23 protein-coding genes are annotated in these 21,147 nt (G+C 39.9%); 4 read left to right on the top strand and 19 right to left on the bottom strand.

Annotated features, from left to right (window positions below; all coding sequences use genetic code 11):
• Positions 1–5 precede the first annotated feature (5 nt).
• Positions 6–773, bottom strand: coding sequence for a hypothetical protein (locus FIU87_RS04605; RefSeq protein WP_152446410.1), 768 nt, complete (start codon positions 771–773; stop codon positions 6–8).
• Between the two features lie 26 nt (positions 774–799).
• Positions 800–2,050, bottom strand: coding sequence for an MFS transporter (locus tag FIU87_RS04600; protein WP_152443508.1), 1,251 nt, complete (start codon positions 2,048–2,050; stop codon positions 800–802).
• A gap of 95 nt (positions 2,051–2,145) precedes the next feature.
• On the opposite strand from FIU87_RS04600, the gene FIU87_RS04595 reads away from it, so the two are divergent.
• Positions 2,146–2,499 (top strand): DUF3889 domain-containing protein, encoded by a 354-nt coding sequence (locus tag FIU87_RS04595; protein ID WP_152443507.1) that lies wholly within the window; start codon positions 2,146–2,148, stop codon positions 2,497–2,499.
• 16 nt (positions 2,500–2,515) lie between these two features.
• On the opposite strand, the gene FIU87_RS04590 is transcribed toward FIU87_RS04595, so the two are convergent.
• The 4 genes from FIU87_RS04590 to FIU87_RS04575 form a co-directional block, all read right to left on the bottom strand.
• Positions 2,516–2,827 (bottom strand): hypothetical protein, encoded by a 312-nt coding sequence (locus FIU87_RS04590; protein ID WP_152443506.1) that lies wholly within the window; start codon positions 2,825–2,827, stop codon positions 2,516–2,518.
• A 28-nt stretch (positions 2,828–2,855) separates the two neighbouring features.
• The gene (locus FIU87_RS04585) at positions 2,856–3,425 is read right to left on the bottom strand and encodes a hypothetical protein (protein ID WP_152443505.1); all 570 of its coding nucleotides are present in this window, start codon (positions 3,423–3,425) and stop codon (positions 2,856–2,858) included.
• A 100-nt stretch (positions 3,426–3,525) separates the two neighbouring features.
• Positions 3,526–5,397: a squalene--hopene cyclase gene (gene shc / locus FIU87_RS04580; RefSeq protein WP_152443504.1), complete on the bottom strand. Its 1,872-nt coding sequence runs from the start codon at positions 5,395–5,397 to the stop codon at positions 3,526–3,528.
• A 128-nt stretch (positions 5,398–5,525) separates the two neighbouring features.
• Positions 5,526–5,792 (bottom strand): hypothetical protein, encoded by a 267-nt coding sequence (locus tag FIU87_RS04575; protein ID WP_152443503.1) that lies wholly within the window; start codon positions 5,790–5,792, stop codon positions 5,526–5,528.
• Positions 5,793–6,119: 327 nt separating this feature from the next.
• Between FIU87_RS04575 and FIU87_RS04570 the strand changes: the two genes are divergently transcribed.
• Complete coding sequence (locus FIU87_RS04570) at positions 6,120–7,493, top strand: copper amine oxidase (RefSeq protein WP_152443502.1); 1,374 nt, start codon at positions 6,120–6,122, stop codon at positions 7,491–7,493.
• A gap of 41 nt (positions 7,494–7,534) precedes the next feature.
• Here the strand turns inward: FIU87_RS04570 and FIU87_RS04565 are convergent, their stop codons facing one another.
• Entirely contained in the window at positions 7,535–7,927 is a 393-nt protein-coding gene (locus FIU87_RS04565) for a DUF2178 domain-containing protein (RefSeq protein ID WP_172970953.1), read from the bottom strand.
• A 1-nt stretch (position 7,928) separates the two neighbouring features.
• Positions 7,929–8,126: a helix-turn-helix transcriptional regulator gene (locus tag FIU87_RS04560; RefSeq protein ID WP_152446409.1), complete on the bottom strand. Its 198-nt coding sequence runs from the start codon at positions 8,124–8,126 to the stop codon at positions 7,929–7,931.
• 148 nt (positions 8,127–8,274) lie between these two features.
• Here FIU87_RS04560 and FIU87_RS04555 point away from each other — a divergent pair, with 148 nt between their 5' ends.
• The gene (locus FIU87_RS04555) at positions 8,275–8,856 is read left to right on the top strand and encodes a cupin domain-containing protein (protein ID WP_152443500.1); all 582 of its coding nucleotides are present in this window, start codon (positions 8,275–8,277) and stop codon (positions 8,854–8,856) included.
• A 14-nt stretch (positions 8,857–8,870) separates the two neighbouring features.
• Here FIU87_RS04555 and FIU87_RS04550 read toward each other — a convergent pair whose 3' ends face one another.
• From FIU87_RS04550 to FIU87_RS04535, 4 genes are all read right to left on the bottom strand, one after another.
• Entirely contained in the window at positions 8,871–10,079 is a 1,209-nt protein-coding gene (locus FIU87_RS04550; protein WP_152443499.1) for an aminotransferase-like domain-containing protein, read from the bottom strand.
• Between the two features lie 119 nt (positions 10,080–10,198).
• Positions 10,199–10,945 (bottom strand): DUF3169 family protein, encoded by a 747-nt coding sequence (locus FIU87_RS04545; RefSeq protein ID WP_152443498.1) that lies wholly within the window; start codon positions 10,943–10,945, stop codon positions 10,199–10,201.
• On the bottom strand, positions 10,942–11,154 hold the full coding sequence (locus tag FIU87_RS04540) for a helix-turn-helix transcriptional regulator (RefSeq protein ID WP_253905511.1): 213 nt from the start codon (positions 11,152–11,154) through the stop codon (positions 10,942–10,944). Before FIU87_RS04540 ends, FIU87_RS04545 begins: the two co-directional genes overlap by 4 nt.
• A 322-nt stretch (positions 11,155–11,476) precedes the next feature.
• The gene (locus tag FIU87_RS04535) at positions 11,477–12,253 is read right to left on the bottom strand and encodes a nucleotidyltransferase domain-containing protein (RefSeq protein ID WP_152443496.1); all 777 of its coding nucleotides are present in this window, start codon (positions 12,251–12,253) and stop codon (positions 11,477–11,479) included.
• Between the two features lie 136 nt (positions 12,254–12,389).
• On the opposite strand from FIU87_RS04535, the gene FIU87_RS04530 reads away from it, so the two are divergent.
• Positions 12,390–14,075 (top strand): transglutaminase domain-containing protein, encoded by a 1,686-nt coding sequence (locus FIU87_RS04530; protein ID WP_152443495.1) that lies wholly within the window; start codon positions 12,390–12,392, stop codon positions 14,073–14,075.
• Between the two features lie 50 nt (positions 14,076–14,125).
• On the opposite strand, the gene FIU87_RS04525 is transcribed toward FIU87_RS04530, so the two are convergent.
• From FIU87_RS04525 to FIU87_RS04495, 7 genes are all read right to left on the bottom strand, one after another.
• Positions 14,126–14,788 carry a type 1 glutamine amidotransferase domain-containing protein gene (locus FIU87_RS04525; protein WP_152443494.1) on the bottom strand — a complete coding sequence of 221 codons (663 nt, stop codon included), beginning with the start codon at positions 14,786–14,788 and terminating at the stop codon, positions 14,126–14,128.
• Positions 14,789–14,951: 163 nt separating this feature from the next.
• Positions 14,952–15,881: an HD domain-containing phosphohydrolase gene (locus tag FIU87_RS04520; protein WP_152443493.1), complete on the bottom strand. Its 930-nt coding sequence runs from the start codon at positions 15,879–15,881 to the stop codon at positions 14,952–14,954.
• Between the two features lie 64 nt (positions 15,882–15,945).
• Positions 15,946–16,497, bottom strand: a complete 552-nt coding sequence (locus tag FIU87_RS04515; protein WP_152443492.1) for a hypothetical protein — start codon at positions 16,495–16,497, stop codon at positions 15,946–15,948.
• A gap of 200 nt (positions 16,498–16,697) precedes the next feature.
• A complete protein-coding gene (locus FIU87_RS04510) occupies positions 16,698–17,729 on the bottom strand; it encodes a Delta(5) desaturase DesA (RefSeq protein ID WP_152443491.1) in 1,032 nt (343 codons plus the stop codon).
• Between the two features lie 473 nt (positions 17,730–18,202).
• Positions 18,203–19,153, bottom strand: coding sequence for a DMT family transporter (locus FIU87_RS04505; RefSeq protein WP_152443490.1), 951 nt, complete (start codon positions 19,151–19,153; stop codon positions 18,203–18,205).
• A gap of 84 nt (positions 19,154–19,237) precedes the next feature.
• Positions 19,238–20,131, bottom strand: a complete 894-nt coding sequence (locus tag FIU87_RS04500) for an ABC transporter permease subunit (protein ID WP_152443489.1) — start codon at positions 20,129–20,131, stop codon at positions 19,238–19,240.
• A 12-nt stretch (positions 20,132–20,143) separates the two neighbouring features.
• Positions 20,144–21,058 carry an ABC transporter permease subunit gene (locus tag FIU87_RS04495; RefSeq protein ID WP_152443488.1) on the bottom strand — a complete coding sequence of 305 codons (915 nt, stop codon included), beginning with the start codon at positions 21,056–21,058 and terminating at the stop codon, positions 20,144–20,146.
• Positions 21,059–21,147: the final 89 nt, after the last annotated feature.

Below are 21,147 nucleotides of genomic sequence, written 5' to 3'. Positions count from 1 at the left end.
ATTAATTAAATTCCTTCGTTTCCCAATTTCTCATATCCCTCTAATACTTGAAGCAAAAATCCTTTATCATAGCCTGTTTTTTGGTGAATTCGCTCAACCCATTCTTCTAACGAAGTGAGATGTTCGTCATGCTTAAGTCCCATCGTTGTACTGAGAAAGCTTTTCCAATTATAAAATTCCCAATGAGCGATTTCATTTTCAAAAGGAATCCGGCACTCTAGTAAAGGCTTAGGACGTAAGGTTTTTTGCGATACTTCAGCAGCTTGTAAAAAGGTAGACATCTCTACAGGAGTTGTATGGAAGGTTTGGCGAGACACCTTTCCATTTGGGCGGTGGTACATAATTTCCACTTCATTTTGTCTGGGCATCACCTGAATCTCTGCTGCAGGAAAAAAGCCACTAAGTTTTTCAGAGGTAAAGCTCTCTGCGTCGTTTATTAAGATAGGCTGAAGCCATTGATCTCCTAAGTCACACAGATAACGATTTCCCTGTTCATCCAGTGCCATTACCCCAACATGCGCATGCTCCGTGCCAAGGTCATGACCAATAGGATACGCCTCCACACCATCCTTTTTACACTCATCCAGTAACCATATGGCAAGGTCAAAGCAATTGCCTGTAACTCCAAAAGCTTCTTTATCTTCTTTCATTTGAGAAACAGACCTTTGCTTAGGTTGGTCGCTGTTTTGACAAACCCACATCTTTGTTAAGGTCTCCATCGGAAAAGCATCAAACTTTTTCCATGTAGATAGAATATATTTTGGCGGTTGCATAAAATCACCTTTCTCTCCAAGCTTTATCAAGCAAGACCATTCTTGTCTTTTTTTATCACCATCACAAACAAACTTGCCAAAAAGCACATCGCTCCTGCTCCTAAGAAAGCAGCGGTGTAAGAGGATGCCATCTCAAAAGCAATTCCCCCACCAAAGGATGCAACTGCCGCTCCAGCTTGATGAGCCGCAAAGATCCACCCGTATATAATGACGCTTTTTTGTAAACCGAAAACCTGACGGGAAATATTAATCGTTGGAGGAACGGTCGCTATCCAATCGAGGCCATAAAAAATGGCAAACATAAAGAGTAGCCCAATGGAGCCCTCTGATAAAGCCATGGGCAATAGCAACAAACTTAAACCACGCAATAAGTAATACCAAAAAAGCAGCCAGCGATTATCGATTCGATCTGATAACCATCCTGATAACGTCGTTCCTACGAGGTCGAAAATTCCCATTAAGGAGAGAAGTGATGCCGCTGTGACAGCCGCAAAGCCAAACCCGATACAATAGGCGATAAAATGGGTGCCAATTAATCCGCTTGTGGAGAGACCGCAAATAAAAAAGCTTCCTGCAAGCAACCAAAATTCTTTAATTTTAAGAGCTTCCAAGAGCGGTAAAACAGCAAGCTTAAAGGGATTTTTTCCTGTCATGGGCAAAGCTGTGTCCTCTGTGGCACTACCTCCATAAGGCACCACTCCAACTTCTTCTGGTGTATTTTTCATAAAAAGACCGATTACCACAAACATCCCTACGCTCAACAGAAGAATCAACAGGATGGCGATTCTCCAAGAGTATGTATCGTTGATAAATGCTAGCACCGGCAGTAAAATGAGCTGACCAGTTGCGGTGCTTGCGGTCAAGATTCCAACTGCCAACCCTCTTTTTTTCACAAACCATCTATTCGCGATGATTGGACTTAAAACAGTGAGAAATAGTGCTGACCCTAGACCGATCAGTCCTCCCCAAATCACTAAAAGTTGCCACGTCTCCTGCATAAAGTAGGTCATGACTAATCCAACCATTAAGGTTCCCATTGATATCAGCATCATTTTTCTGAGCCCTATAATTTGAACAATAGCGCCCATAAAGGGACCAGAAATTCCGTAAAGAAACAAGCTGACACCAAAGGAGAGAGATATATTTGCCCTGCTCCAGCCAAACTCCTCTTCAAAAGGAATGACAAACACACCGGAAGAGGAACGAACAATTCCGGCAACAATAATGGAGAAAAAAGTAATACTTAGAATAATCCAGCTATAATGTAGTTTTCTCATGAAGAGTTCCCTCACTTAGGTTTGATAGTTCTATCACCAATTTTAAACTAATTTAGCGAAAAGTGGGTAACCTAAGTTCAATAGGAGGGCTGAAAATGATACGCTTTACTCAATTCATCATCATTATCGGGGTACTGTTAATAGGAAGTAATGTGGGTGCACTAGCTGAAACGTATAATGAATCGGAAAATCAGGTCCCAAGCTATGCAAAATGGGGGCAGCTAGCAATGAAGAAAACGAAAGATAAGTATCCTGATGCAGATATCGTGGATTATCTTCACATCGGAAGGCAAGAAGGACCAATCAATACTACGGAAAGATTCCGCTTATGGCTAAGAGAAGGTGAAAAGGAATTTGGGGTGAATGTGACCATTACCTTTGATACGAAAACGGAGAACGTGAAGGAACTCAAAATAGAAAAGGTGAAAAGAAAAGGGAAAAGAAGATGAGTTCTTTTCCCTTAATCTAATATCCGTAATGCTCTACTGTGTGGAAAAATCCGAATTTCTTAACGAGGTAGTTTTTTAACTCGCCTTGTGTGGCTCTTTCTACCGGTGGCTCAGTCAGTGAATACAGTTTTTCATTTCTACTTTCCATAACTACTTTTTCTTCAGGATTATTATGCACATAATCCTCTATACCTGTTGTCAAAGCAATGATGGGATTACCTCCAAAGAAAACATAGGTACGAATGGCCAAGCCAGGTGTTAAATGAAGAATAATGATGAAACTAAGTACAATTGCTAATCCGGCTATTTCCATTTTTCTCTTTGACATGCGAGAATCCCCCATAATGGCACCTTACTTATCCTTTTATCTTCAACACTCGAAGTCCACTTTCCTCAACCTTATCAATTACACGTTTCAAACGTTGTCCGTGCTCTAACGTTCCTTCTTTTGAAAGGAAAAACTTTTCATCCTCAAGCTTTCCATTTCGAACATAAAATAAATAGTTTCTCGTTGTTTCGTGGACATTTACCGACTGATTAATCTGTACTTTTTTCTTGTGTTTCCCAATAAAAAATGCCACTGCATGGGGGTCAAAACTAAGTTGATAAGGCGAACCGTCCTTTTGAAAGGCGTGAAGGCTTCTTTTTTCGATTCCTTTATTCAAAAGAAAACGCGCTAAAAACCGAATCAAAAAATACATAATGAATCCGCAAACAACGGTGATAAGATTTAAAATAAGAAACTGTGTTCCGTCCTCTGCATATTTTAAATTCTCCTTGATGTTATATCCGCAAAAAGTGATCAAGGCGACGAGGTTACCAAGCATTGCTAGTTTGAAAATTGTTTTGAAATATGGTGCGTTTTTGTAAAGCTCTTTAAAATCTTCATAATTCGCTTGAAACTGAAACGAAATATTCTTCTTCAATGTTTTCCTCCTGATGTGTTTCCAAGTATCTTCTATAATTGTTGGAATTTTATAATTTTATTTTAGCATAATCTTATAGCAAACTAGTGTTTTATCTTAACTATTCTCCAAACTTATTACGATAATGGCTTAACGTTTGCAGCGGCCAAATGTAGTTGTAGCTGTGGTAGTGAATATAGAAACCACCTGGAAGTCCTGCCCCTGTTGGATATTCTTCTCTCCAATCTTCGTTATCTAGTAAGCGGAGCAGTGCCTTTATTCCTCTTTTCATTTCTGGACTTGGAACATCAGATGCGGAGATTAATGCATCTAGTGCCCATGCGGTTTGAGACGCCGTACTTGCGTGGAGTGGGACATATTGTTTTACAAAATCACTTTTGCACGATTCTCCCCAGCCGCCGTCTTCATTCTGAATTTTATAGAGCCATTGTACGGCACGTTGCAAAGCCTGAGAACGAAGAGTTTCTCCTACTGCTGTTAACCCAGTCACTGCTGCCCATGTTCCGTAAATATAACAAACTCCCCAACGCCCATACCAAGAACCATCCTCTTCCTGATTTTTGACGAGCCATTCTTTTGCTCGGCGAACGGCCTTATCGTCAGTTGGAATGGTCGTATTCTCCCCTAAAAAATATAGCGCTCTTCCCGTTAAATCTGCAGTCGATGGATCAAAGAGAACTCTGTCTTCATACGAAAAGGGAATCATAAATAACAAATAATTGTCTGTATTTTTTTCGAAGGCGGACCAACCACCATCATCATTTTGCATGGACAAGAGCCAGGATATTCCTTTATTCCATCCATCAAGATATCGAGAATCCTTGTCAACAAATGCTGCAAGCACCCTTAAAGCAGCTGTGGTATCATCAATATCTGGCACAAAGGTATTACTTTCTGAAAAACCCCAGCCTCCTGGTGCGACGTTAGGATTTTTCACTGCCCAGTCCCCATATTTGGTTTGCTGCAGTGTGAGAAGATAACTTGCTGCCTTTTGAATGGCCTCTTGGTTGCTTGAAACACCAGCCTGCATCAAAGCAGCTGTCAATAAGGAAGTATCCCAAACAGTTGAAGGAGAGTTCTCCACGTGAATCATGTTTTCATCCTTATACACATACGATTTCATACCTTGAAATGCATGCTGGATAAGAGGATGAGTTCGATCATACCCTAACGCTAAAAAGGCAAATACCATAAAAAAGCTGGAACTAAAATAACTATACAAGGTGCCGTTTTCTTCTATTCTATTTGTTATATATTTTTCTGCTTTTGAAAATGCCCTATCTCGTAATACCTCTGGAGTATCAGCAAGCTTATTCACAAAGCCCTTCACGTAATGTTGTATCAATTGAAGGCCTTTAGTAATTTCTAGCTTTGGTGCCCTAACTTGAAGATGCGAAATATCTGGTGTGCTAGATGTAGAAATTGATATGTTTTTTGAACTACTTATAATAATTGGCACCCAATGAGCTCGGTTATACCCAACAAGCTGGTAGAGATTTACTGGAGACCATTTTGGCAATAGCATAATTTCTATTGGAATACTTTTTATAATGGTTGGCCACTGAATTTGTCCAGTCAAAGCAAGCATCACCCGCGTCAGCCAATCGGTACTCGTCAAACCACCTTTTCTTTTTATAAATTGCTCTGCCTTTTGCATTAAGGGATCGCTCTGACTAACATAACCAGAATAAAGCAAGGAGAAATACCCCTCAATGGTTGCGTTTAAATTTCCCTCTTCTTCATCTTTAAACACCTTCCAAGCGCCATTATCAAGCTGCTGCTTTGATTTAATTCTTTTGACTAATTGCTTCACTAACTCCTCTTCGTCCGTCCTCTGTAAAACTCGAATCAATATAATCATATAGGCGTCTGTCATGATCGTGCCTTCAAAGCAGAAAATCCAGCTGCCATTTTCCTCTTGTTTTTGCAAAAGCTCCGTCACCAGTGAATGTATTTTTTCGTTAATTGACATAGTTTCCTCCCCAATAAAAGTGTTCGTTCTAACTTATGTATGGACGACACTTTTTTAGAAGGCAGAAAAAAAAGAGCACCACCTTATAGGTAAGGTACGCTCATCTATTTGCGATATTATGAAAAATGCTAGTAATTACATCCCCTAATTAACAACGTCAGGAAAAAACCAATAACTATAATTATTAACGACGCCTTTGCAAAATTCTTAAGGCTAATGTTATGATCGCCAAACGCTAGTACCAGCAAAACAATGATATTTAAAATAGGAATAGCAATTAATAACAGAACGATAATCCAGGTCCCAAGGGTAACTTCCCCATCCCCAGATCCGCCAGAGTGATAGTGTTGAGTATCATTTTCATGGCGATATTGCTGATGCTGATAATGCTCCATAATCCCCCTCCTCTTTTTCCTAATTTTAACATATGTTTCATTTATCTTTTGTTCTTTTTTTAATGTGATTGGATTTAAAATGAAGTACCTAGCTGGTAATTGGAGCAAAAGGCGGAGACTCCCGCGGGAATGAAGCGATAGACTGGAGACCCCACAGGCGCAAATCCTAAGGAGGCTCACAATTCGCCCCGCAGGACGCGGAGCCATATTGCGGAAATCAACAGCGTAGTGTAACCGAATTTAATTTTTTTGAGAAAAAAGTGATCCATATAAAAAAGCCCTCCGTTAGGTAAGTGAAATCATTAAAAACAAAGGAGTGCTTAGAACATGAACTGGAAAAAAGCAATGATTGCGGTCCCACTTAGTATCGGATTACTCGTTCCAACTTTTCAAGTAGCAAATGCACACGATCATGAAGAACATAAACACTCTATGTCAATGGAGGTTTCCACACCAGCCTCTGATTTAAGAGCTTCTCTTGATGCATTACTTTCAGAGCATGCATTCCTTGCTGTCGTAGCCATGCAAAAAGGAGTGGATGGTGCAGAGGATTTTGATCAAGCAGCAGCTGCATTAAATGCAAATGCAGATGATCTCTCAGCAGCAGTAGCTTCTGTTTATGGAGAAGAAGGCGGAGCTGCATTTAAAGAAATCTGGAGCAGCCATATCGGGTACTTTGTAGACTATGTCACTGCAACCGCTGAAAAGGATGAAGAAGGAAAAAAACAAGCCTTAGCTGAGTTGGATGAATACACAGTAGAACAAGCAGAGTTTCTTGATACTGCTACAGAAAGTCGCTTAAAAGCAGATGAGCTGCAAGAGGGCTTAAAAATGCACGTAGAACAGCTAATTTGGGCTTTTGATCATTATGTTGAAGGTAACTATGATGAAGCATATAAAAACCTTAGACATGCCATTGAACATATGTATGCACCAGGAAAAGGATTATCCTGGGCAATTACTGACCAATTCCCTGACAAATTTGAGAACACGACTGTGGACACACCAGCTGCAGACCTACGTGCAGACTTAAACCACGTATTCGCTGAGCATGCTGCCCTTGCTGTACTTGCGATGCAAAAAGGAATAGATGGAGCAGAAGACTTTGATAATGCCGCCGGTGCCTTAAACGAAAATACAGATGACCTCTCTGCAGCCGTTGCTTCTGTTTATGGTGAAGAAGGTGGCGCTGCATTTAACGAAATCTGGAGCAGCCATATCGGATACTTTGTTGATTATGTTGTTGCAACAGGGGAAGAAAATGAAGAAGGTAGAGAAGAAGCCGTTGCAGAACTTGAAGAATATAAAGTGGAACAAGCAGCATTTCTTGAAACCGCAACAGAAGGTCGCTTAAAAGGCGCTGACCTTGAAAAAGGCCTGCAAATGCATGTTGACGAATTGCTTCTTGCCTTCAACAGCTATAATGAAGGAGACTATGAAACAACCTACAACACGTTCCGCGAAGCCTATTCACATATGTTCGGTGTTGGTGAAATGATGTCTGGAGCCATTGTGGACCAATTCCCTGACAAATTCGCAGCAGAAAAAGGCGAAGAAATGCCATCTGAAATGCCGAACACTGGGATGGGCGGAGGATCTGGCATGAACATGAATGCCTTACTTGGCTGGACAGTCGCTGGCATCATTTCTGCCATGGTGCTTTTACAAGTGATTAGACGTAAGAAGGCTACACAAGAATAATAGATTGCTATAGAGAGGGATTTCGAATTCCCTCTCTATTTTCATCTGAATTTCCGAGCGTAAAAAAACTCTGTTACTGGGAGAACAGCTAAGGATAAAAACACCACGACCGCAAGTGGCACATTTTGAATATCATTTAAGTTACCTACGCCCTCTGTAATGACCAAGATTAAGAACGCCAAAGTCATTAAGATAAAATAGCCGATTTTAGCACTTTGCGTTTGGATATGTTTATCCAGCTCATCTTTTGTTTCATCTCCATTAATATCTCCCCAGGTTAATGCATTGAACAACCACCCAACTGCAATTGCGCCTGCAAACATCGCATTTAAATCTATGAAACCTTTAGAAAACCAATTAAATATGCCAAAACCAACTATAACGAGCAAAACCAATGACGATATAACAATGCTAAACATTTTGAATTTCCCCATCTTACCCTTCCCTTCTAATGAACAATTCATCAACTGTAATCCCGAGATGCTTTGCAAGATCAAACGCTAGCTGCAGGCTCGGGTCATATTTTTCATTTTCTATCGCATTGATCGTTTGCCGACTGACATTACATAACTCCCCAAGCTTTCCTTGCGAAATCCCTTTTTCCTCTCGTAACTGTTTGATTTGATTTTTCACTTTCATCACCTTCATATGTAAAAAACTTTTTACACCTATAGTTTAATATATGGAAATAAATAGTGTCAAAGATATTTTACATTCGAATCCTCATACATGCCCACTGAATACTGTATTAGTATTGTAAAAGGCAGGGAGGAACGATCAAATGACAAAGGAAATGGACTATAGCTCCCCTAAAACTCAGTTCTTTTTTGATATGAATAAAAGTAATTTAATGGCGAAGGATAACCAAAATTACATTAATATCGTCGGAGAAAAACAGCTTAATACGTTAGATAATGTGTCTTTATTGGATATTTTTTTGAGTAAGGATAATGTAGTAGAACCTCATTACCATCAAAATGCAGCTGAGACTGTCTATTGTATTTCTGGGGCAGCGCTTGTGGCAATTTTTAATCCCTTTACTAAGCAGCTGTTGAATTATCAAATCACTCCAGGTCAAGTAGCGAATGTCCCCCAAGGCTGGTGGCATTATGAAATTGCAACGATGGATAATACGCATCTACTAGCCATTTTTAATGCCGGCACCCCTGAAGTAATACTTGGGTCAGATTTATTAACATTTACCCCAGCTAATGTAATGGCGCACACATACTGTATGAATGAGGAAGCCTGGAAACAAACCACTGCACCTGTGGAGGCTGGTACGTTTATCGGACCAACCGTTAATTGTCAACGGCAGTATTATCAGAATCAGCGTTCTCCCTATCCTTATAGATACTATTGATTGAAAAAAGCCAGTTACTCGAGTGGAGTAACTGGCTTTTCTAATACTATCTCACTTAAAAGTCGAATTCCTTTTTCAATCTCTTCCTCCCTTTCAAAGCTGAAGGAAAGTCTTAAGTACTCTTTACCATCGTTTTGATTTAAGAAAAAATACTTCCCTGGAAGGAAGGAAACTCCTGCTTCACTCGCTCTTTGAAGTAGCTGTGACGTGTCTGTTCCTGGGATTCGTACCCAAACAAAGTACCCTCCTTTGGGAACAAACCAACTCACGGACTCCGGCATATACTTTTCAAGCGCAGCAAGCATCGCCGCACACTTTTCTTTATACCGTGCACTTAGCTTGTCCAATCGTTCCTGATAATTCATGCTCTCTAAAAGTACAGCCATGGAAGCGTGAGAAAACGGATGATCAAGGTCCTTTTTAAACCAAAATAACGCCTCAATAAACCTCTTTGCTGCAGCGATCCACCCAATCCTCATGCCTGGTGCCACCACTTTTGATAGCGAACCCACATACAGTACCCGCTCACTTTTGTCGAGCGCTTTTAGCGGAACAGGACTTTCGCTAAAAGCAAGCTCCCCGTACGCGTCATCCTCAAGAATTAAAAAATCATATTCCTCTGCAAGCTCTAACAGTTGTTTCCGACGTTTTAGTGACATCGTGGTTCCAGTTGGATTTTGAAAAGTAGGGATGGTGTAGAGAAGCTTTGGAGTAGGTAGTCCCTCTGCTTTTCTTTTAGAAAGGAGCTGTTCTAGCACTTTTGTTTGCAGCCCTTCCTCATCTATTGGAACACTAATAATTTGGCTAGTGTAGTTCTGAAAAATCTCTAGTGCCTCCATATAAGTTGGTGCTTCCACGATGACCACAGACTCTTCATCTAGAAGAATACGAGCAATCAGGTCAATAGCCTGGCAAGCCCCCGAAGTTATTAAGAGTTCATCCTCTGATGCAGGAAAACCCCGTTCCTCTTGTCTTTTTTGAAGAAATGCTTTCAAATTATCAATTCTCGGACTGCCTATATAGTGGAGGGGCAGATCCTTTTCTTCAGTCAATAAGACCGACACTGCCTCCTTTAATTCAACACTTGGCACAAGCGAAGGATCCGGATAGCCAGAGCTTAGGCGGATACATCCTTTTGGCACAGAAGGCATCCATGCACCTGGAGGACTTTTATGTAGAGCATGTTGGATTGTGTTTGGGAAAAAGCGGTCTAGGTTTGACATTTATAATCACCTTTCTAGCGCTAACAATTATATAGTCGATTGTACAATTTTCATATGAAAGTTACCACCTTTATAAAAAAGCAAGTGCCCCTTCTAAAAAAAGAGAGGACACCTAATTCTTACCCTTCCACTGAAAACTGCTTCTTACTTTCCTGATAATGAATAATATACATCGTTAACCAAAGTCCACCAACAAGTAAGATAGGAACGATATGAAACTGAACAAAAGAACCGTAGCAAAGGAGCCCTCCTAAAGCGAAACAAAAAACAAAGGTCATTTTCCGAAAAACGGAAAAGGATGCTTGGTAGGTTAAAAACTTCTCCCCTTCGTCTAGTTGTTTAAAATATTCCTTTTGCGGATCAGGAGAAAAAATATTGTACCTCCTGTCAGGGAATTGCTTATTGTGAATTTTTACTGCATAGTATTGCGCCACGCCAGTCAAAACAAAGGATAGCCCTGCTGCTATCGTGTTCAAGGTCACAAACCAAAACTGTTCTTGGGGTGGACCAGCTTTGAAATGACCCACTGCAATTGCCAACCACATGAAGGATACTACTATCATGAAGGAAGTGGAGTAGAGGAGAGTGAAACACGTTTTCTCCAGCAATGCGGCAACTCTATCTTCATCATTGGCATGCTGCATTCGCTGAAGATGTTTGTATTTTACTAGATTTTTCAAGAAGAAAATGAAAAGACTCCCTATGACAAGAAATAGTAAGGCATATAGAAAATCATATGGAAAAACAATATACCCGTTTGGAAAATAATTTTCAAAAATTGCAACTGATGCACCAATTACTCCACCTAAGATAAGACAGCCAAATGATATGATGAGACCTATCAGAAAAAGCTTTTTATATGTCACTCTTCCTTCTCCCCCTCCAAAATAAAAATGTCTTCTACTTTTTCATGAAAAACTCTGGCAATCTTAATGGCCAACACCACGGAAGGAGCATAATCTCCTCGCTCCATAAGGCTAACCGTTTGCCTCGACGCCCCAATTTTTTTCGCCAATTCCGTTTGATTTAGCCCATCTCTAGCTCTAAGCTCCTTTAATCTGTTTCGGAACTCCACCACCATCACCTCTTACTACCATAATAAGGTAACTTCGCTATTCCGACAACTATTATTGTCAAAATGACAATGAATATTTTCATTCGTTCATGAGTGTATAACATATTCCTTGCATCTAAATAGGCTTAAGAGCGATTTTTGGAGATTACGAGCGAATGTAAATTTTTGCGAGCGAAAATAGAAATTTAAGAGCGAAATTCCCAATTTGCGAGCGGAAAATAAATTATATGAGCGATTTTTCAAATTTGCGAGCGAAGCCAAAATAGCAGGCCAGCACCAGCCCCCAATAAAAAAACAGCCCTCCACAGGCTGTCTCCGTTATCTAACCCTTCCACTCATGCAAAACTCCTACCATCTCAAGCAAAAACTCTCCCGCCTGTGTCTCCTTCCCAAGCTGTCCTTGCAACCAATCCAACTCATCCGCTAGCAACCTTACCAAACAAGCAACGGAGTTAAGATGCTGATTAGGAGTCATCAGATTACTAATCTCTTTTACTTTCAAAAGTACCTCAACAGGAAGCTCTTGCTCTAACGCCTTAATCCCAAGCTGGGCCCTATCTGGAGAATATCGGTGCAGCAACACCCGCGCCAAATTTCCAAACACATAACGCAACATATCCACCGCCCATAAATCGTTTCTTCTTCTCGCTGCTTTATGATATTGAAAAAGATACCATGCAACATCATAAACACAGTCTTCATACTCTCCTTGCGACAAACATAAATCTTGTGTCTTCTTAAATTGTTCAAGCCTTCCATCTGGATCATACAGCACCTTAAAGTAATCCTTCTTTTTAAAAGTTTTCTCAGTCACCGTGAAAAGGTCCACATGCAAAAAGTCTTCAAAAACAGCAATCGTTTGGGGTGCAATGATAAAAATATGCTCATAGAATTTGATGCTTTTATATGAGGACAAATGAGTGATGCGGTCCTGCAAAAACTCACTCTCATCTGCTTCTTTTACAAGACAGTACAAATCCACATCAGAAAACTCATCGTGCTCGTTCCTTCCCATCGACCCCTTCAAAAAGATGGCATGAACACGCTTGTCCTTTTTTAAACTCTCGGAAATCTTCTGTACCGCTAGCTCTTGCTTCATCCCAGTTCCCACCCTCTATTTTTTATTACCATACACTAACTATTCATATTCTTCCAGTTAAATAGTAAGATAGCATTAGAAACCTACTAAAAATCCCATCGTACATAATGTAAGGATTTTTTCTGAGGAGGAAACAATGGCCATTAACTATTCCTTTGTTGCGACATTACTGTTAAGTGGTTCCCTGTTATTAACAGCATGCACGGATAAAAATGCCACCAGCATGAATGAATCCCAATCACCTGAAGCAATAACAGACCCTCTGACACAGGAAGTAAATGAGAAAAATGAGAAGTTGAACTTAAAGGCTCTTCAGCTGACAACCTATGCCCAAGAAGTAGGTGCTAGCCTTCAAGCCCCTGTCCATCAAGAATTTTCAGCCAACGGTACTGTAGAGATTAAAGGTACGGTAGAAAAGCATGAAGAACTGAAATCCAATTATGTTTGGATAAAAATTAATGCAAAAAAGGAACATCCACTAGGCCAGCAAATGGATTACTATACTCCCATAAAAAATGGAGAATTTACCCAGACCATCTCGCTCTTTAACGGAGAAGATGAATATGAGGTTATTGTTCAGCTTCCTGACAGCAAACAAGAAAACTACTACTATGATCTTGCAAGCTTCACTGTACATAATGTAAATCCTGAAATTCAGCGAGATGTGACCATGACTACTTTTGGTCAAGACGCTGGCCTAAAGCTAGATTATGCTTCAAGCTATGTGAAAGCAGCCGAACAAATTTCATTTTCAGGGATTGTAGAAAGCACGGAAATTATGATTCGTCTTAAAAAGGACGCTGACACCTGGAAGCATATTGTTCCTGTTAAAAATGGAGAGTTTTCAATGATGGTTCCGCTCTTTTATGGCCGTGGCCTTCACGAGCTTGAGATCCTTGTCCCTGACAAAGAACGTGAAAATTACTATCAACCAGCAACCACTATCCTCATTGAAAATGACTCAGACCGTGTCATGCAGCCTCTCGAGTTTTACAGAGCATATGATGAACGAGGGGTTACACTTCTCCAACCAACATTTGGTGGCGATGAAGCAGAGGGAACCTATTCGGTAAAAGGATATTTGAATCCAAGCGCGGAGTTTGCAAAAGAAACGACCCACATTTATGTCAGCACCAAAAAAGGGGAGGACGAAGCACTCGATGTCATTCCAGTGGAAAATATGGCATTCGATGGCTCTTTTTACTTACGCTTCGGTTCTGGGACGTACGAAGTCACATTAAGCGTGCCAGAAATCACAGAGGAGAATAGTGACCGATTCCGTTTTTATGGCTTTGCAACGTTTGACGTGACATCAAATGCTGAGGATCAACGCGACCTATTGCCATCTAGAGGTGTCCAATCAGATGCACCACAGATTATAAGCTTGGCCCAAGACTTAACTGCCGAAAAATCCTCCACACGGGATAAAACTCTCGCAATCTTTGAGTATGTGGCCAAGAACATTACCTATGATGTGAAAAAATATAAAAACAATGAATTCAGATGGGATGACAGTGCCCTAAAAACCTTAGAGCGAAAAACCGGTGTTTGTCAGGATTACGCCTACTTAACCATTGCGCTTTTGCGTGCAAGCGGTATTGAAGCGAGATATGTAGAAGGCCGTGCTGGCTCACCTTGGCCTGGAAATCATGCATGGGTGGAAGCAAACATCGATGGTGAGTGGGTGGAAATGGATCCAACCTGGGGCTCTGGCTACCTAGACCGTGAGGATAGATTTGTTCCAGCGTATAATGTTGATTACTTTGATCCAGATCCTGATGAACTTGGGAAAACTCATACTCGTACTGGAGTTCAATATTAATGCATGCAAAGAAAAACCTGCCTCCATTTTATTGGAAGCAGGTTTTTCAATTACCCTAATTTTCGTATAACCTCTTTTGCCACACTTATAGTAGATTGTGGATTTTGACCTGTAATCAAATTGCCATCCACCTGCACATGATCTGTCCAGTTCGCAGTGGCAATAAATTCTGCCCCTAGCTTACGAAGACGAGATTCTAATAAGAAAGGCATATGCTCATCTAAGGTTGTTTCTTTTTCCTCTGAGTTGGTAAAGGCAGTTACCTTCTTGCCGGCTACAAGCGGTGTTTCATCCTCTAATATTACTTCTACAAGTCCTGCTGGACCATGGCACACTGCGGCAACAATTTTTCCTTCATCATAAATAACACGAATCAATTCCTTTAACGTGTCATTATCAGGAAAATCAAACATTGTTCCGTGTCCACCAGGTAAGAAAATAGCATCAAATAACGATCCATCACTTACTTCAGACAGCCTCAACGTATTTTCAAGATGCATGGCCGTATCAAGAATTTCTTTTGGCGTATCATTCTCAATACTTCTAGCATCAACCGGTACACTCCCACCCTTGGGACTTGCAACGGTTACCTCATAGCCCTTCTTTACAAATTCTAAGTATGCTTCACCAAATTCTGAGAGCCACAATCCTGTTTCATGTCCCCCGTTCATCTTATCTGCAGTTGTAACAACCATAAGTACGTGCTTGCTCATTATAGAACTCCTCCTAACTTTGGTGCGAAACTAATTAGAGCCCGTAAAACATGATTAACGGGCACACACACAAGTACAGTACCCGAATATGGAGAAAACATGCATAAATCAATTGATAGTTTCAAAGAGAAAGCTAGAATCAAAAAAAACAGCCCATTTCACATTATTCATGTGTTTGAGCTGTTTTCTTTAGCTTGCCTTCTTCTTCTAAAATTTCTATAAGTGCGTTAACTACATCTTCATCATACTGAGAAGGCGAAAGTCTTTTTAATTCCTCTACTGCAAACTCTGGTGTAAATGCTTCTCTATACGCACGATCCTCTGTCATTGCATCAAACGTGTCACTAACTGCGATGATACGAGCTTCTAATAAAATTTCATCACCTTTTAGCCCTTTAGGATATCCTACTCCATTCAGGCGTTCGTGGTGTTGTTCGATAATGGTAGCGATGTTATCCCCATAATATAGGTCTTTCACCATTTCCGCACCGTCACCTGGATGTTTTTTTATTAGATCGAACTCTTCTTTTGTTAGTTTTGCAGGTTTGTTTAAAACTTCCGATGGGATATTAATTTTTCCTATATCATGAAGGATAGAAGCAATGAATAGATTTTCAAGTCTATCCGTCGATAAAGTAAACTTTTTTGCGATTTTTATGGAATACTCTGCAACTCTCTCACTATGATTAAAAGTATATCTATCTCTTAGTTCCACTCTTTGAACAACTTCCCTCAGAGATCTGATACTATCACTTAGTTGATGAAAGGTTGGTTCTGTAATAACCCAAATGTAAGTTACATCTGTAAGAGCTGAAAAGTGAACAGGGACTTCTATATCTGTTGCAGTAAAATAGTCTTGTGGACCTAAATTAATTTTTTCACCATTAACCTCACAAAGTACCTCACCACTCAGAATGTAGAAAAATTCCATTACTTCTTCATTTTCGCTAGGATAAACATAAAAAATATTTCCCTTTGCAATATTTTGGAGTATGACTTCTGTCCCATTACCTTTGGCTATCAGACTCATATCAAAATTGTTTAAAGTAACTTGTTCTAAGCTGGTACCTTTCTTTCCTATCGTAAAAGCCACCCTAATCACTCACCTCTACCGTTTTAGAGCGTCTTTTAACCGAGTCGCTCTATTTGAAATTTTATCAAGTAGCTACCACTCGTACAGGGTCGATCCATGCCCAACGATCAGCAAATCTAACATACTTCCAGTAGCATTCAGCAACAACACCATATTGTGCTACTTCATCTATGGTATCTTGAGTCATTTCAAGAGTAATATCAAAAACGTAGCTGATGATTTCATCAACTTCTTGATCAAATTTAGCTGTTTTTTGTGCCATCGCTTCTTCTAATAAAGATTTTTCTTCTTGAAGACTTGCTAATTGTTCACTTAAAGCTGCTAGTTCAGCAGATTCAGAGGAATTCTCCATGGATGCTTCTACAGCTTGGATTTGTTGGGATAGCGCTTCCAACTCCGCTTTCATAACATCATATTCTGCAAGGTAAACTGCCCAAATTGCATCAGCTTCTTCTACACCAGCATCGATGATTTCGTCCATCTCAATATTTGCTTTTTCGATTATTTGCAAAGCCTTTTCGATGTCACCTTCTGAAGCATGAGCAGTGGATGATACTCCTAATGATACTCCAAAAAATAATAGTGCAAAGAACGTCAGAAACCCTAACTTTTTCATTGTTTTCCCCCTATTTTATAATTTTTTCTAGGTGTAATAATCTGCAACTTGCCTCGGAAGTTACGTTATGTATTTTCGTGCATTTATCCTATATATCACCATAATTATACAAGCTTCTAATGGTTAAATCTATATTTTTTTGTAATATTTTGTTTTCACCTAAAAAAAATCAGCCTAATGATAAGGCTGATTCATGATGTTTATAATTCTGGATTTATTTTTGCTGTAGAAACAGTGTGGCGAACGAGTTTTTTTGCTTCCCTAAAGCTTACAAAGTTTTTGCTACTTTCATCCCAAAGTCTGAATTTTAAAGACTTTAAGCTAGTAGCTAACGTTATCGTTGGCACATGATGTAATGGTGGTGTGTTCTCATGGCATTTTTCTAATTCATAATTAGGAACTCTTGGGCTCAAATGATGAATATGATGGTAGCCAATGTTACCTGTTAAGAATTGCATTACTTTAGGAAGTTTATAAAAGGAGCTACCCTCTACAGCAGCTAACACATACTCCCAGTCCTTATCCATTTCAAAGTAGGAATCCTCAAAAGTGTGCTGAACATAAAATAACCAAATTCCGACAATACCGGCAATCATAAAGATCGTGCCGTGAACAATTAAGAAATTCTGCCAGCCAATTAATAGGCTTAATCCAACAACAACAAGTAAAATTAATAGGTTGGTTAAATAAAGGTTATACTTTTCTTTTTGTCTTGCATCTTTTCTGTTAAAACGGTTTTTAATTAAGAAAGTATAGATAGGTCCTAGTCCGAACATAACAATCGGATTGCGATATAAACGGTATTTAAATTTTGTAAAAGAAGAAGCTTCTTTATACTCTTCTACTGTTAATGTCCAGATGTCACCGACTCCACGCTTGTCTAGGTTTCCACTGGTTGCGTGGTGAACCGAGTGATCATGGCCCCATTGGTCAAATGGGAATAGTGTTATCACTCCCATAATTGTTCCTACGAATCGGTTTGCTTTTCGGCTTTTGAAAAAAGAATAATGTGTACAATCATGAAAAATAATGAAAATTCTAGTCATAAACCCTGCTGCAAAAATCGCAGGTACTAGTGCAAGCCAATAGGATACGGACAAACTAATATAAGTAAGGTACCAAAGCGTAAAAAATGGCACCAACGTATTGATCATTTGCCAAATGCTTTTTTTCAAATTTGCCTTTTCGAAAGGGGCAACTTGTTTACGTAAGTTTTTGGTTTGAGCTGTCATGTATAGAATCCCTCTTTTCGAGTTGATACAAATTATTATATCCAAAGTGAAATTTTTAGTTAGTAGCAGGTGTCATATGCAGCGTATGACAAATGTCATATATTTTTTGGAAAGGATTGTTAAAATCACTTAGATGTGTTGGGGGACATAGGATTTGCAGAAGAGGGCAGGTAGAAATTGGATGTGATTTTTTTTTATTTTTATAGTAAAGTGTATCTTTTGTTATTTTTGTACAATAAAGATTACGTTTGTGAGTTCCTTCTTATTTTCATTTCGTAACTAAAGATTCTAGTCTACACCTCTACACCGCATCACCTGTTTAAAGGAAAACTTGCTCTATTTTTCACTTCCAGCTATTTTCACGCCTCTTTCGAACAGTTTCTATTCTTCCTTTCCAGCTACTTTCTCCTTTCTTCAAATGGTTAGCTACTATCCATAAAAAAAAGAACCTCCAATTAGGTTCTCTTCCATCTTCAAGCTGCCATCCGCTTAGGTCGAACGCCGCTTTTGCTAAAAAAGCTATGAAGTAGCATTCCAATAATGATAGTAATCAAGCCAACGGTTGCCAGTTCATTTGGCAGAGGTGTTGAGAGAAGTACAACTTCGCCAGCTAACACGAAAAGCACTTGTGTTGATTGGGCGGCTTCGACAGCAGCAAGTTTTTCTTGATTCCCACGTACCATGTCCGTTGCCAGGAAAAAAAGTGTAGTGGCGATAACACCCGAACAAATAGCAACAATAAAGGTTTGCAGCACTTGACTTTCTGACGGTGGGCCCACGGATAAATAACCAAAGATTGCAACAATGATCCATACCGGAATGGTTGCCAATGTCATGCCGAGTACCCGTTGGAATGTGTCAAGCCTTCCTCCGCACACCTCCATCATCTTCCGGTTACCTAATGGGTAGGCAATTGCGGCGATTGATACAGGCAGCACACCAAGGAGTAACATTTGTACTGAAATCGATGCTCCTTGCTGCAATTGAATCAAGGCCACGCCTGCAAAGATAATGACCGAAATGTACAGCCCTTTCAAAGGGATTTTTTCTCGCACTTTTTTCCCCAGTTCCTCTTTATAAAAGAAAGGAGTTAACAGTATCCCAGCAATAATGGTTAACTGCCATGTCCCCGCAACAAGCCAACCTGGACCAGATGCTGCAGCAAAGGTAAAGGGAGCGTAGAATAGGACAAATCCGACAAAACTCCAAACACCCCATTCTAAAGGGTTAGCCTTCATCTCAACAAATAATTGCCGTAAATTGCCACGCCACCAAACAATAAGCAGCAATAATGGCACCATGAAAAAGAAACGAAGGGATGTACTCCATAGCCAGCTTCCACCTGATAGCTCCATGGAGCGGTTTAGAATAAAGGTGACAGCAAAGAACATGGATGCAAGAATGCCTGTTAGTATTGCTTTCATGCGAATGGACACCTGACTCTCTAAAGGTAGTTTTTCTCATTATATTCTGGAGCCACGCCTCTTAACTAATAATATGCTTTAAGGTTAAGCGTTCTTTCTGTCAAACACCCTTCGCAAACCTTCTCCCAATATATTAAAGGTAAGCACCAAATAAAGAATTGCCATCGCGGCATAAAGCGGAATCCAATAGGAGGTGTAGAGATCTTTTTTTGCCTGACCGAGCAGTGTTGCCCAGTTCAAGCTGTTATTTTCAATTTTTCCAAGGCCTGCATCTACTTGAATGAATTCTTGTGTGACAAAAATAGAAAACACCCCAAGCTGGCCAACAATGAGGGCAACTCTTCCTAGGTCATAGCAAAAATTCACAATTAAAGTAGGGAGGATATTGGGGATATAATAATTTTTTGTCATCGTGAACGGTGAGACCCCAACGGTGATGGCAGCGTCAATGTATGGTTCTTTTTTTATCGAAAGAATTTGATCTTTAATGGTAACCCCAACCCGACCTGTTTCTATAATCGCAATAATGAAGATTACAATAATGAAGCGATTATCTAAGAAAAGCAGAAAAGGGAGATTCAAAAGCAGCACCGCAAAAAACACAACCGGAAGACTAGAAAACATTTGATCAAAAGTGTCCAGCACTGAGTTAACAAGGCGATTTCCAAATGTGGCAATTACCCCAAGGATAATGCCAACACCATATCGGATTAACGTTATTAAAGTAATAATCAGCAAGGTATCCTTGGCTCCAATCACCAGAACACTAATCAGATTACGACCTTCTCTATCTGAACCTAATGGGAAATCAGCAGATGGTGGATATGGAGCAGTCGTTGCCTTGCCATCGCCTAAAAATGTCACCCTGCTCCCTTCAATTCCCTCTTCCACATATGGTAATAATGGAAGGATAAACGTTACGAGCAGCAAAAGAAGAAGCATGATGCCGCCAAGCTTTACATAAATATTTTGGAACATACGTGTTTCCTCCTATTTGCTAAGCTTCCATGAAAAGAATAATCGCACAAAATGAGTGGATAAAATGAGGATCAAAAAGCAAAGTCCAATGCCAAGCACTAATGATGCCTCATACGTTGGGGGCATATGGGGCCTTATGGTTGTTTGGACGCCTCCTAAGGCAATAAAAAGTCGGTATGCGGCACCCTGATAATTTAACAGATACTCCACCATCAGCAGATTAGACAAAATGATAATCATAATGGTGGGAATATGTCTGTTCAAATCCTGCAAGCTAAGACGTAGCATATGCCTGTTGATCACCTGTCTTTTTGTCAAGCCCTTTGACTTTGCCACCTTGATGTAATCCTGGCCATCCTGAGCAAGTAAAGAGACAGAAATTGTCCTTGCCACATACATGATGGGGTAAAGCGAAATTAAGCCGATAATGATGAGAAAGTTATACCAGCTTCCTTCACTAAATAGCTTTAATTGGGGCAAAAACGTAATCCCCACAAAAAATGCAAAAATTACTAAAAAGAAATCGGGAATCGACTGAAACAACCAGGTTGTCCCACTTCCAGCAATATTTTTCTTCGAATATGTATTTCGGTAATCATAAATCCCCTTCACAACACCTAACACGAGACAAATAATAAACGCAGGGAGCACTACCTTTAAGCTCTTAGGAAAATAGTGTGAGATCTCATCCTCCACACTTTTTGTTTGATACCTTGTTCCCCCCAAGGTTCCTTCATTACCCAAATCCTTTACAAAACTTGTGATGCTTTGACGATATTCTTCCATGCTAAATGAGTAGGAATAATCAATCACCTCACCTCTCCCTTCCGCTGTAATAGTTGGCGTTCTTGGAAAGAAGACAATGAGTACTAGCACTGTGACTGCCAACAAAACAGCCATTGATATTTTTAAAAGCTCCCTTCTCATGGCTGACCCCCCCTGAAATTATTCTACTATTCTATGTTTTCTAAATAATACCATAAAAATAATAAAAAAAGACTATAGTAAGTTTCTAT

Source organism: Bacillus sp. THAF10 (assembly GCF_009363695.1).
Classification (GTDB): Bacteria; Bacillota; Bacilli; order Bacillales; family Bacillaceae_I; genus Sutcliffiella_A.
The sequence above is the reverse complement of the archived record's forward strand: the minus strand, read 5'-3'. Positions and strand labels throughout refer to the sequence as shown.

Excerpts from the sequence above, each read along its gene's own strand:
- FIU87_RS04605 (WP_152446410.1), bottom strand. The coding sequence starts at position 773 with ATGCAACCGCCAAAATATATTCTATCTACATGGAAAAAGTTTGATGCT.
- FIU87_RS04600 (WP_152443508.1), bottom strand. The coding sequence starts at position 2,050 with ATGAGAAAACTACATTATAGCTGGATTATTCTAAGTATTACTTTTTTC.
- FIU87_RS04595 (WP_152443507.1), top strand. The coding sequence starts at position 2,146 with ATGATACGCTTTACTCAATTCATCATCATTATCGGGGTACTGTTAATA.
- FIU87_RS04590 (WP_152443506.1), bottom strand. The coding sequence starts at position 2,827 with ATGTCAAAGAGAAAAATGGAAATAGCCGGATTAGCAATTGTACTTAGT.
- shc (WP_152443504.1), bottom strand. The coding sequence starts at position 5,397 with ATGTCAATTAACGAAAAAATACATTCACTGGTGACGGAGCTTTTGCAA.
- FIU87_RS04575 (WP_152443503.1), bottom strand. The coding sequence starts at position 5,792 with ATGGAGCATTATCAGCATCAGCAATATCGCCATGAAAATGATACTCAA.
- FIU87_RS04570 (WP_152443502.1), top strand. The coding sequence starts at position 6,120 with ATGAACTGGAAAAAAGCAATGATTGCGGTCCCACTTAGTATCGGATTA.
- FIU87_RS04565 (WP_172970953.1), bottom strand. The coding sequence starts at position 7,927 with ATGGGGAAATTCAAAATGTTTAGCATTGTTATATCGTCATTGGTTTTG.
- FIU87_RS04555 (WP_152443500.1), top strand. The coding sequence starts at position 8,275 with ATGACAAAGGAAATGGACTATAGCTCCCCTAAAACTCAGTTCTTTTTT.
- FIU87_RS04550 (WP_152443499.1), bottom strand. The coding sequence starts at position 10,079 with ATGTCAAACCTAGACCGCTTTTTCCCAAACACAATCCAACATGCTCTA.
- FIU87_RS04535 (WP_152443496.1), bottom strand. The coding sequence starts at position 12,253 with ATGAAGCAAGAGCTAGCGGTACAGAAGATTTCCGAGAGTTTAAAAAAG.
- FIU87_RS04530 (WP_152443495.1), top strand. The coding sequence starts at position 12,390 with ATGGCCATTAACTATTCCTTTGTTGCGACATTACTGTTAAGTGGTTCC.
- FIU87_RS04525 (WP_152443494.1), bottom strand. The coding sequence starts at position 14,788 with ATGAGCAAGCACGTACTTATGGTTGTTACAACTGCAGATAAGATGAAC.
- FIU87_RS04515 (WP_152443492.1), bottom strand. The coding sequence starts at position 16,497 with ATGAAAAAGTTAGGGTTTCTGACGTTCTTTGCACTATTATTTTTTGGA.
- FIU87_RS04510 (WP_152443491.1), bottom strand. The coding sequence starts at position 17,729 with ATGACAGCTCAAACCAAAAACTTACGTAAACAAGTTGCCCCTTTCGAA.
- FIU87_RS04505 (WP_152443490.1), bottom strand. The coding sequence starts at position 19,153 with ATGAAAGCAATACTAACAGGCATTCTTGCATCCATGTTCTTTGCTGTC.
- FIU87_RS04500 (WP_152443489.1), bottom strand. The coding sequence starts at position 20,131 with ATGTTCCAAAATATTTATGTAAAGCTTGGCGGCATCATGCTTCTTCTT.
- FIU87_RS04495 (WP_152443488.1), bottom strand. The coding sequence starts at position 21,058 with ATGAGAAGGGAGCTTTTAAAAATATCAATGGCTGTTTTGTTGGCAGTC.